The following is an 11,186-nucleotide window of genomic DNA, read 5'->3' as shown; positions in this document are numbered from 1 at the left end:
AAAACCAATCTCTAAAAACCACATATCCCAGAAAGGTTTTGTATTTCCGTCACTCCTAAAAACATAAAAAAGTCCCAAAGTTCTACAAACTTCCATTATTTTTTCATATTTTGGCATAAGGAATTTTCTGAATATTTCCGGATTATATATGGGTCCATTTTTATCAGCAAGGTCTCCTCCACCTAAAATAAAATCAGCACCATGCTTTTTACCTTCTTTAATAAATTCAATTGTATATTTTGTTTGATATTCAAGAAAGATTTCAATCCATTCCGGTTTTAAAATAATAGATTCAAGATAAATTTTTCTCATCGGAATAGCAATACCTGCAGAAAATGCAATAGCAATCCCTTTTCCTGCTTTATTTACAATTTTATCCCATCCTTCAAAAATACTTTTATCATCAAATTTAATCTCATCCATTAACTTTTTTTCTATATATTGAATCTCCCTTTCCATTGCTGAAAATCCTTCTTCTTCCATAGAAGAATAAATACAGAAAAACTGTCCTGAGGAAGGAGAAAATCTATAAATTGACCAGTTTTTTGTTTCTTTATTTTCAAATAAATAAGTATCATCATCTATTTTCTTTGGCAGGTCATCTTTTGTATAATTTTTTGAAGGAACTGTGCTAACTCTGATAAAATCTAATCCAAGTTTCTCATGAATCTCAATAGTATCCTCAACATATCTTTCAACCAAAAAATCTCTTTCTTCTTTATATAAAAGTTCAATTTTATCTTTTTCAAATTCTCCCCCTCCTGTATAAGCATATCTCCCAAGTATTTCGGAAGCGACTTTTGAAACAATTAACTGGTCTGATACAGGAACATAATCACTTTCTTTATGATTAAAAGTATTTAAAATTCTTTCTTTTCCTGTCACAGATTACTCCTTTCTATTCTTCTAATATTTATTTTAAATTAACTTGAAAAAAAATAAAAATTGGTTGATAATTTAATTATTATGGAAAAAGAAATTGAAATAAAATGGGAAAGAGTGAAAAAATTGATGGCAGAAAAAAAATTAGATGGAGTTTTATTGAATAAAGTTAGTAATTTTGCATGGTTCACAGGTGGAAAAATAAATTATGTTGGGCTTCATACAGAAACAGGTGTTTGTAAACTATTGGTAACAGAGAATAAAGTTTATTATCTGACAAATAATATTGAATATCCAAGAATTTCTGAAGAAGAATTGAAAAACTTTAATTTTGAACCTGTGGTGGAAAAATGGTATGAAGAAAACTTTGAAGAAAGGATTAAAAAAATAACCGACGGTAAAATAGGTTCTGATATTCCAGTTTCAAATTTTATTCCTGTAAAAATAGAAAGTTTACATTATCCTCTTTTATCAAAAGAAATAGAAAGATATAAAGAACTTGGAAAAGAGGCAACAAAAATTATGACAGAAGTATGCAAAGAAATAAAACCTGGGGATAAAGAAATAGAAATTGCAGGAAAATTAAGTGAAAAGTTATGGAGTAAAAACATTGTTCCTGTTGTACTTCTTGTTGCTTCTGACGAAAGAATTGAAAGATACAGACATCCTGTTCCTACAAATAAAAAAATAGAAAGATATGTTATGGTTGTTCTCTGTGGTAGGAGAAATGGGTTAATCGTTTCTTTAACTCGTATTGTTCATTTTGGAAAAATATCTGACGAATTAAAGAAAAAACATCAGGCAGTATGTAAAATAGATGCTACCTTTATAAATTCAACAAAAAAAGGTAAAATCATTGGAGATGTATTTAATGAAGGAATAAAAATGTATGAAAAAACAGGGTATTCTGATGAGTGGCAAAAACATCATCAGGGAGGACCAACTGGTTATATGACAAGATACTTTAGAGCAACAGAAAAAAGAAATGAAATTATAACAGAAAATCAGGCATTTGCATGGAATCCATCAATTACTGGAACAAAATCAGAAGATACAATAATCACTACTAGAACAAAACCTCTTATAATAACAGAAGATACAAACTGGCCATCAATAAAAGTTGAAATAGAAAAGGATGAACTTTTGAGACCCGATATACTTGTAAAATGAAAAAAATAATAATTTATTTTTTGTTTTTACTTTTTTTAAAAAATTTATTTCCAGAAAGCAATGGATATTTTCTCAAAATTGAAGGTGCAATAGGTCCTGTAACTTACTACCAGGTAAAAAATGTTATATCACTTGCTGAAAAGAATAAGTCAAATTTTGTTTTAATAACGATTGATACACCAGGAGGACTTCTTTCTTCTACAAGGAAAATAGTTCAAGAGATACTATCATCAGATGTACCTGTTATTGGATTTGTATATCCAAGCGGTTCTCAATGTGCTTCTGCTGGAACTTTTATTGCTCTTTCATGTCATATTCTTGCAATGGCACCAGCAACAAATATTGGTGCAGCACATCCAGTAACACTTACAGGTGGAGAAAAAGATAGCAAAATAGAAGAAAAAATTGTAAATGATACTGTTAGTTTTATAAAAACAATAGCTAGACATAGAAAAAGAAACGAGAAATGGGCGGAAAGAGCAGTAAGAGAAAGCATTTCATCCACAGAAGAAGAAGCATTAAAAGAAAAAGTTATTGATTTGATAGCAAAAGATATAAATGAACTATTAGAAAAAATAGATGGAAAAACTCTAAAAATAAAAGAAAAACAAATTATTTTAAAAACAAAAAATGTTCAACTTAAAGAAGCAAAACCAGAACTTAAAGATAAAATTTTACAGTTTATATCAGATCCAAATATTGCATATCTTTTACTTATTATAGGAATATGGGGAATAATACTTGAATTTTCCCATCCTGGTTTTGGAATACCTGGAATTGTTGGAACAATTGCTTTAATACTTGCATTTTTTGGACTCCATACATTACCAATAAATTTAGCAGGACTTATTTTAATTATTTTAAGTTTCATTTTTTTTGCAATTGAGGCAATAACACCAACTTTTGGAATTTTTATTACTTCGGGAATTATTACTTTCATCCTCGGCTCTATTATGTTGTTTAAAAAAACATCTGAAATCAAAATCCATAATACAAACATTCTTATAGCAAGTTTTTTAACAGGAGTCTTCATATGGTTTATTATCTGGTTTGCATGGAAAACAAAAAGAAAAAAAGTAATAACAGGTAAAGAAGGTTTAATTGGCGAGGAGGGAAAAACTATAACAGATTTAAATCCTGAAGGAATGGTTTTCGTTCATGGAGAATACTGGAAAGGAAAAAGTATTAAAGAAGTTATACCAAAAGGAAGAAAAGTAAGAGTTATTGATATAAAAGGATTGACTTTAATAGTGGAGGAAATAAGAAATGAAAAAGAATAAGTATGAAGAAGAAGCATGGAGAATTTTTAGAATTATGGCGGAATTTGTGGATGGGTTTGAAACTCTTGAAAAAGTTGAAAAAGCAATAACAATATGGGGTTCAGCGAGAATAAAAGAAAATGATAAATGGTATAAAAATGCGGTAAAAACAGCAAAATTACTTGCTGAAAAGGGCTATACTATAATAACCGGTGGCGGACCTGGAATTATGGAAGCGGGAAACAAAGGAGCAATATTAGGTGGAGGGGAATCTATAGGTCTTAATATTGAACTACCAAAGGAACAAAAACCAAATCCTTATATAAAAACTTTAATATATTTCAGATATTTTTTCACGAGAAAAGTTATGTTTGTTAAATACACTAAAGGTTTTATTATTTTTCCCGGTGGCTTTGGTACTCTTGATGAATTTACAGAAGCAATAACTCTTATACAAACAGGAAGAATCCATAAATTCCCTGTCATTCTTATGGATAAATATTTCTGGAAAGGTTTCTTAAACTGGCTTACAGAAGTTCCTTTAAAAAGAGGATACATAGATAAAAATGATTTAAAAATTTTTAAAATTGTGGATGAACCAGAAGAGGCTGTTTCATTAATTGAAAAGTTCTATAAAAATAAATAAATTTTTTATCATCTAAAATCTTATAGAATATTTAAATTAAATTTTGGGAGGTAAAAATGATTTACAGAGAATTTGGGAAAACTGGGATTAAAGTTTCTATACTTGGATTTGGAGCAATGCGGCTTCCAATGAAAGAAATAAATGGTACCAATGTAGTGGATGAAGATTTATCCATTAAAATAATACAGAGGAGTTTTGAACTTGGAGTAAATTATATTGATACTGCTTATGGATATTGTAATCATCAAAGTGAAATAGTTGTGGGTAAAGCATTAAAAGGATGGAGAAAAAAAGTATATTTATCAACAAAATCCCCTATCTGGAATATAGAAAAAACAGAAGATTACAGAAGGATTCTTGAAGAACAGTTAAAAAAACTTGATGTTGATTATATTGATTTTTATCATTTTCATTCTCTTAGTTGGCAGAGTTTTCAGGATAAGGTTTTAAAACTCAATCTGATTGAAGAAGCAATCAAGGCAAAGGAAGAAAAACTTATAAAACATATTTCTTTTTCTTTTCATGATAAACCTGAATTTATGAAAAAAATTGTTGATGAAGCAGAAATTTTTGAAACTGTTCTCTGTCAGTATAACCTACTTGATAGAAGTAATGAAGAAAGCATTGATTATGTTGTAAAAAAGGGAGTAGGAGTTGCTGTTATGGGACCAGTTGGAGGTGGACGACTTTCTGATTTTCCTTATTTAATGAATGTTTTTAAAGAAAAATATAAAACGCCTGTTGAAATAGCATTGAAATTCGTTTTTACAAATAGAAATGTTTCAGTTGCTTTATCTGGTATGAACAGCTTTGAAATGGTAGAGGAAAATGCAAAAATAGCAAGTTCTGGAGAATTTTTAAATGAAACAGAAATAAAATTGATAGAAAAAATAATAAAAGAAAGAAGGAAAACTGGAGAAATACCATGTACAGCATGTAAATATTGTTTACCCTGTCCTCAAAATATCCCAATTCCTAATATTTTCTTTCTTTTCAACCAGTATATTCTGCTTGGTTCAGAAAGATACAAAAATGCTTATACACAAATAGGAAATAAAGAAAAAGATGAAAGAAAAAAAGGAGATGCATGTATTGAATGTGGACAATGTGAAGAAAAATGCCCTCAAAAGATAAAAATCAGAGAAGAAATAAAAAAAATTCATAAAATATTTTCTTCATAATTCTTAAAAAAATCCGTTATTTCTCTTATAAATGTTATAACTCTTATTACTTTTTCTTTCTCAAAAATTGGTATTTTTCTTGTTTCTGTAATAAATTCCTTTCCTTTAATAATATTTTTTTCCTTTGTTATCAAAATATCTCCATTTTCAAAAACCTTCTCATATTCTTCTCTAACTTTATCTGAAAGAAAAGGAAAAACACTAAAAAGTTTTTTTCCTATAACATCAACAGAAAAACCGAGAATTTTGTTCCATTTTTTAAAAACCTCATTAAAATAAAGAATTTTAAATTCTCTATCTATTATATGAATTGCCTCGGGTAAAATATCAAAAATTTTTGTGTAATCATTGATTTTCTGCTTTTCAAGTGTTTCTCTCAAAACTTCTATTCCATAACTTATTGTTTTAATTATATCTCCTTTTTCATCTTTTATATATGAATTTCTCCATCCAATCAATTTTAAAGTTCTTATTTTTGTTAAAACAGGATTTTCGTAATATTTAAATTCATCAATGTACCCCTCTATAATTTTTCTGAATATAAATCTTAAATTTTCTCTGTTATCCTCTGGAATACATTTATCAAACCAGTTTTCCCCTACCAGTTCATCTTCTGAAGAATAATGTAAGACCTTTACTCCCTCTTTATTTATAAACTCAATATTTCCATATTTATCCAGAATGACAATAATCCCAGGGAAAAAAGAAATAATAGTTTTAAGTTTTTCAATCTCTTCCTTTAAATTTTTTATCTCTAAATCCTTGAAAGTAAGAATATTTTTAAGTTTAACTATTTCATCCATTTGATATACTCTTTTTTTAAAAAATATATTAAAATTTTCAAAAAGTCAAATTTTCCAGTTGACTTTTCTTAAAAATAGGGTAAATTTATATATAAGCGGGATTAACTCAGCGGTAGAGTGCGAGCTTCCCAAGCTCGTGGTCGCGGGTTCAAATCCCGTATCCCGCTCTTTTTAATCTGTAAACATTTCCAGTTTTTTTATATATCTTCTCTGAGTAGGAAAATATGAAAATAGAGATAAAAAATTAATTAGAGAAAAAGTTACAAGCCATGCAAAATTCCCACATATCAAAAATCCAATAAATCCACAGGTAGAAATGATATTTAAGAAAAGGAACATTAAAACTGTATAGAAAAAGTATGCTTGTTTTTTTTCAGAAATATCTTTTTTATTGGAGAATAATTTTTTTGATATAAAATCAGAAAAACCTCCACAGAAAAAGAAAATTCCAAGTCCTAAAAAATAAAGGATATTTTGAACAACCTTAATTTTTTCATTTTCATAATTCAATACAATATGTGTAAAACCTTTTAAGATTAAAATTTTACCTACAAATATAAGAAGCAAAGGATATAAAATTAAAAGAAACCCCGCAATTTTTATTTTTTTAAGGTTTTCTTTAATGACTTTTTCTTCCATAATGGTATTTATTTTATTATAAAATTTTGACTTTTCAAAATTATTTTTGATATAATAACTTTTAGAGTAGATTTATTTAGACGAAAAATGAAAAAAATATACAGTTTTATTCTATTAATCTTTATAATTTTGTGTTTAAATATTGAAAGTTGGGAATGTGGTAAAGCCCCACCCACACAACAACCTCAAAGAAGAAAAGCAGGAGAAGGATTTCCACCTTTACCTTTACCTGTAACACCTTTAAGAAGAAGCGAAAAGAAAAATCCTCCATCCCCACCTGTAATAATAGGAAAAGTTATTTGTGGTTCCGATGATAAATGGACAAGAGCAGAAAATGACATTGAAAATCTTCTTAAAATAATTGGACAATCTACAAAAATAAATTATAGAGCAGTAAAAATTTCTTTAAATAATTTTTCCTTTGACCCGGAAGAAATACCCATTCTTTACATAACAAGTGTTGAACCATTTTCACTTGAAGAAAAAAATTTCACAAAAATCAAAGAATTTTTATTAAAAGGTGGTTTCATCTGGGCAAATGCTTCTTCAGGAAGTCCTGAATTTACAAAAGAATTTATAAATATAATTGAAAAAATATTCCCTGATAGAAATTTTTACCCACTTTATTCAAATCACCCTATTATAAACTGTTTTCATAATATTAAAAATGTAAAAATTTTAGAGGAAGGTAAAGAAAAAGAAATAAATCTTAATTTAAGAACATTGAATATTGGATGTAGAGCTGCTGTAATTTTGTCCCCTTATGACCTTGGATGTGGATGGGCAATGCATACTCATCCATGGGGAGTAAGATATTTACCGGAAGATGCAATTAAAATAGGAACAAATATGTTTTTATATTCTCTGAACTGGATTGAATATGGAAAATTTTATAGCCAGTTACCAGTATATACGGAAAAAGAAAAAAGTAAAGCAGGGAAGATTTATATAGGACAGGTTAAACATTCTGGTGATTGGAATCCTTCCCCAAATTCAATTGGAAAATTCCTTAAAAATTTTTCAGAAAAGACAGAGACATTTGTTTATTTAGAACCAATTTCTGTTGATTTGAAAAAAGATACTTTAAAAGATGTACCTGTCCTTTACATTACAGGCCATTATGACCCGAATTTTGATGAAATAGAATTGAAAAAATTAAGAGATTTTCTTTTGAAAGGAGGTTGTCTGATAGGTAATAGTTGCTGTGGAAGTGAGGACTTTACAATTGCATTTCAAAAAATAATAAATAAAATACTTCCAGAAGCAAAAAAAGTAATTCCAAAAGAAAATGATAAAATTTTTCAATTCCCTTTTGTTATAAATACAATCTTTTCTACCTATAGATTTGAAGACCCAATTGAAATATATTATTTAAAAGAACAACCAATAATTGTTTTTTCTAAATATGATATTGGAAGTGGATGGGAAAATATACCGAAACCTTTTGTTTTTTCTTTAAATATTAAAGAATCAAAAGAAATAGGAACGAATATTCTAGTTTATTTATTAACTCACTAAAAAATGGGTGAAAATTTACTTGAAAAACTTGAAGAGTTAAAAGAAATAAAAAAAGAAATATATGAAGAAATCCACAAAGTTATTATAGGACAGGATAATGTAATTGAAAAATTGCTAATTTCTTTATTTACAGGAGGACACTGTCTATTAATTGGCGTTCCCGGACTTGCAAAAACTCTTATGATAAAAACACTTGCAGAAATACTTGACTTAACATTCAAAAGAATACAATTTACACCCGATTTAATGCCATCTGATATTACAGGAACAGAAATAATTCAGGAAGACAGAATTACAAAAGAAAGAATAATTAAATTTATTCAGGGACCAATTTTCGCAAATATAGTACTTGCAGATGAAATAAATAGAGCTCCACCCAAAACACAGGCAGCACTTCTTGAATCAATGCAGGAATATCAGGTTACTGTTGGAGGGAAAATTCATCTTTTAGAAATGCCTTTTATTGTCTTTGCAACACAGAATCCGATTGAACTGGAGGGAACTTATCCTTTACCAGAAGCCCAACTGGATAGATTTATGTTAAGCATAAAAATTGATTATCCTGAAGAAAATGAAGAAAAAAAAATTGCAGAAATAACCACTATGGGAATTACTCCAAAATTAAAAAAAATATTGAGTAGAGAAAGGATAATTGAATTTCAAAACTTAATAAAAAAAATACCAATTTCTGATTTTATTATTGACTATGTAGTAAAACTTGTTAGAAGTACAAGACCAGGTATCAATCATAACTCAAAATTCATTCAGGATTACGTAAGTTGGGGAGCAGGACCAAGAGGTGTTCAATTTATCGTCATTGCCTCAAAAGCAGTAACTGCACTAAGGGGAGATGTCAATATATCAATATCAGATATAAAAAAAGTTGTCAAAGATGTTTTAAGACACAGAATTTTTCTAAACTTTAATGCAGATGCTGATGGTATAGATACTGAATATATTATAGATAAATTGCTTGAAGAAGTTAAAGTTTAAAAAATCTCTTAACTATTACAATGAAAGTTGCAGGATATCTTGATCCAAAAGTTCTTATTAAATTTTCCAGTTTAAATTTGGTAGCTAAAAAGAGTGTTGAAGGATTTCTTTCAGGACTTCATAAAAGTATCTATAAAGGATTCAGTGTTGAATTTTTTGAACACAGAGAATATGCACCTGGAGATGATATACGATATATTGACTGGAAAGTTTTTGGTAGAACAGATAAATTATTTTTAAAAACATATAAAGAAGAAACAAATGTAAGATGTTTTATATTACTTGATACAAGTAATTCAATGGCATATAAAACTGGTGAAATTAGTAAAATTCAATATGGAGTATATTTATCTGCTTGTCTTTCTTATCTTATATTAAATCAAAAAGATGCTGTTGGATTTGTTAATTTCAATAACGAAATAAAAAATTTTTTAAAAGCATCTTCTTCCTTTTCTCATTTTCATAATATTATTGAGATTCTTGAAAAGATAAAACCGGAAGGTCAGACATCAATCCTTTCTGTTATGAAAAAAATATCCTCAAGTATAAAAAAAAGAAGTATAATCATTTTAATTTCTGACCTTTTTGATAATCCCCAAGATGTAATAAAAGGAATTGCATATTTTACTCATCACCATCATGAAGTAATTGTCTTTCAAATACTTGACCACGGAGAAATTTCTTTGAAAGGAGAAGGAATTTTGGAATTTTTTGATATTGAAACAGAAGAAAAAATTTCAGTTGATAATGAATTTATAAAAAAGAAATATAAAGAAAATATTGAAAAACTTATAAACTTTTATAAAAAAAGATTTACAGAAATGAAAATTGATTATAAAACAGCAATAACAACCAAACCTTTTGATAGTTTTCTTTACGAATACTTGAAATTAAGAATGAGAAAAAAATGATAAATTTTTTAAATCCTGTTTTTCTATGGTCACTTTTGGGAATAAGTTTACCTGTATTAATACATTTTTTTGGAAAAAGAAGTAGAAAACTAATTCCTTTTAGTTATATAAAAATTTTAAAATTAACCAAAAAACAAACACTCAAAATTGAGAAAATACAGGAATTTTTTATAATTTTATTCAGAACTATTTTAATTTTTTCTATTCTTTTTGTTTTATCAGAACCGTTGAGTAATTCTCCAATTTTTAAAAAAGAAAAAAAATATGTGGTCTTTGTAATTGATAACTCTATGAGTATGCTTGCAAACAGTGGTTATGGTATCGAAAAAACCAAAAAAATTATCTACAAAATTTTAAATAACTTTGATAAAAAAACAGAAATTTCTCTGATTTACTTAAATGGTAAATTTTACAATTTCCAAAATGACCTTTCTAAAATAAAAGATATTATAGATAAAGAAAATTTATATTATTTTTCAGGAAATTTTAGATGGGCACTTATGAAAAGTGAAGAAATATTAAGGAATAAAGAAGGTGAAAAATTTATATTTATTTTTTCTGACCTACAGAAAAAATCATTCCAAGATCTGGATTTAAACTTTAAAGAAGAACATATTTTTATTTTTGATGTTTCATCTGAAAATACAGAAAATTTATCAATAAAAGATGTCCATTCTTCAAATAAAAAAAATTGTTTTACAGTTGATATTAAAAACTGGGGAAATTCAAAAAAGGATTTTTATTTATCTGTAAAGGATAATATTACAAAAAAAATAAAAGAAGAGAAATTGAGTATTAATCCTGAAGAAAATAAAAAATATGAAATTGAATTTAATTCTGAATCAGAAAACATTATATTTGAAATAAATACAGAAGATGCAATTTTAGCGGATAATATTTATTTTTTCACAAAAACAAAAAAGGAAAAAAAACTTCTTTTAATTTCCGAAGATGAAAAGGCATTAAAATTCATAATAAACGGCCTTGAAGCGTTAAAATCATTTTTGGAACTTAATTTTAATGTAGTTAAAATGAATGACATTGAAAAAATTTATTTACCAGAATATCAATTAATAATTTTAAACGACATAGGCAGAATTAAAAAAGAAGTGATAAAATCTTTTAACTCTTATTTAAAAGATACTGGAAACATAATTCTTTTTATCGGTGATAGAACTTATCCT

At 27.3% G+C, this 11,186-nt stretch carries 11 protein-coding genes and 1 tRNA gene; 9 read left to right on the top strand and 3 right to left on the bottom strand.

Translation table 11 applies throughout. The annotated features are described in order from the left end of the window. Positions 1–885 (bottom strand): hypothetical protein (locus PKV21_06705; protein HOM27179.1); only part of this gene is annotated, 885 nt, incomplete at its 3' end. Positions 886–966: 81 nt separating this feature from the next. Here PKV21_06705 and PKV21_06700 point away from each other — a divergent pair. The 4 genes from PKV21_06700 to PKV21_06685 are packed head-to-tail and all read left to right on the top strand — an operon-like array spanning position 967 to position 5,138. Further along, entirely contained in the window at positions 967–2,052 is a 1,086-nt protein-coding gene (locus tag PKV21_06700; protein HOM27178.1) for an aminopeptidase P family N-terminal domain-containing protein, read from the top strand. After that, complete coding sequence (locus PKV21_06695) at positions 2,049–3,332, top strand: nodulation protein NfeD (protein ID HOM27177.1); 1,284 nt, start codon at positions 2,049–2,051, stop codon at positions 3,330–3,332. The genes PKV21_06700 and PKV21_06695 overlap by 4 nt, the downstream gene beginning before the upstream one ends. Then, positions 3,319–3,957 carry a TIGR00730 family Rossman fold protein gene (locus PKV21_06690; GenBank protein HOM27176.1) on the top strand — a complete coding sequence of 213 codons (639 nt, stop codon included), beginning with the start codon at positions 3,319–3,321 and terminating at the stop codon, positions 3,955–3,957. The genes PKV21_06695 and PKV21_06690 overlap by 14 nt, the downstream gene beginning before the upstream one ends. A gap of 56 nt (positions 3,958–4,013) precedes the next feature. Then, positions 4,014–5,138, top strand: a complete 1,125-nt coding sequence (locus PKV21_06685) for an aldo/keto reductase (GenBank protein ID HOM27175.1) — start codon at positions 4,014–4,016, stop codon at positions 5,136–5,138. On the opposite strand, the gene PKV21_06680 is transcribed toward PKV21_06685, so the two are convergent. After that, positions 5,117–5,941 carry a PAS domain S-box protein gene (locus PKV21_06680; GenBank protein HOM27174.1) on the bottom strand — a complete coding sequence of 275 codons (825 nt, stop codon included), beginning with the start codon at positions 5,939–5,941 and terminating at the stop codon, positions 5,117–5,119. The two genes, PKV21_06685 and PKV21_06680, sit on opposite strands and share 22 nt — an antisense overlap. A 95-nt stretch (positions 5,942–6,036) precedes the next feature. On the opposite strand from PKV21_06680, the gene PKV21_06675 reads away from it, so the two are divergent. Continuing rightward, positions 6,037–6,108, top strand: a tRNA-Gly gene (locus tag PKV21_06675). Positions 6,109–6,112: 4 nt separating this feature from the next. Here the strand turns inward: PKV21_06675 and PKV21_06670 are convergent. After that, on the bottom strand, positions 6,113–6,580 hold the full coding sequence (locus PKV21_06670; GenBank protein HOM27173.1) for a hypothetical protein: 468 nt from the start codon (positions 6,578–6,580) through the stop codon (positions 6,113–6,115). Positions 6,581–6,667: 87 nt separating this feature from the next. Here PKV21_06670 and PKV21_06665 point away from each other — a divergent pair, with 87 nt between their 5' ends. The 4 genes from PKV21_06665 to PKV21_06650 all read left to right on the top strand — a co-directional run. Then, positions 6,668–8,098 carry a DUF4159 domain-containing protein gene (locus PKV21_06665; protein HOM27172.1) on the top strand — a complete coding sequence of 477 codons (1,431 nt, stop codon included), beginning with the start codon at positions 6,668–6,670 and terminating at the stop codon, positions 8,096–8,098. Positions 8,099–8,101: 3 nt separating this feature from the next. Beyond that, positions 8,102–9,091 (top strand): MoxR family ATPase, encoded by a 990-nt coding sequence (locus PKV21_06660; protein ID HOM27171.1) that lies wholly within the window; start codon positions 8,102–8,104, stop codon positions 9,089–9,091. Positions 9,092–9,111: 20 nt separating this feature from the next. Continuing rightward, positions 9,112–10,002: a DUF58 domain-containing protein gene (locus PKV21_06655; GenBank protein HOM27170.1), complete on the top strand. Its 891-nt coding sequence runs from the start codon at positions 9,112–9,114 to the stop codon at positions 10,000–10,002. Beyond that, positions 9,999–11,186, top strand: a 1,188-nt coding sequence (locus PKV21_06650) for a VWA domain-containing protein (protein ID HOM27169.1), incomplete at its 3' end; no start/stop codon positions are given. The genes PKV21_06655 and PKV21_06650, both read left to right, overlap by 4 nt.

This window comes from bacterium, assembly GCA_035371905.1.
Classification (GTDB): domain Bacteria; phylum Ratteibacteria; class UBA8468; order B48-G9; family JAFGKM01; genus JAMWDI01.
The sequence above is the reverse complement of the archived record's forward strand: the minus strand, read 5'-3'. Positions and strand labels throughout refer to the sequence as shown.

Excerpts from the sequence above, each read along its gene's own strand:
- PKV21_06700 (HOM27178.1), top strand. The coding sequence starts at position 967 with ATGGAAAAAGAAATTGAAATAAAATGGGAAAGAGTGAAAAAATTGATG.
- PKV21_06695 (HOM27177.1), top strand. The coding sequence starts at position 2,049 with ATGAAAAAAATAATAATTTATTTTTTGTTTTTACTTTTTTTAAAAAAT.
- PKV21_06690 (HOM27176.1), top strand. The coding sequence starts at position 3,319 with ATGAAAAAGAATAAGTATGAAGAAGAAGCATGGAGAATTTTTAGAATT.
- PKV21_06685 (HOM27175.1), top strand. The coding sequence starts at position 4,014 with ATGATTTACAGAGAATTTGGGAAAACTGGGATTAAAGTTTCTATACTT.
- PKV21_06680 (HOM27174.1), bottom strand. The coding sequence starts at position 5,941 with ATGGATGAAATAGTTAAACTTAAAAATATTCTTACTTTCAAGGATTTA.
- PKV21_06670 (HOM27173.1), bottom strand. The coding sequence starts at position 6,580 with ATGGAAGAAAAAGTCATTAAAGAAAACCTTAAAAAAATAAAAATTGCG.
- PKV21_06665 (HOM27172.1), top strand. The coding sequence starts at position 6,668 with ATGAAAAAAATATACAGTTTTATTCTATTAATCTTTATAATTTTGTGT.
- PKV21_06660 (HOM27171.1), top strand. The coding sequence starts at position 8,102 with ATGGGTGAAAATTTACTTGAAAAACTTGAAGAGTTAAAAGAAATAAAA.
- PKV21_06655 (HOM27170.1), top strand. The coding sequence starts at position 9,112 with ATGAAAGTTGCAGGATATCTTGATCCAAAAGTTCTTATTAAATTTTCC.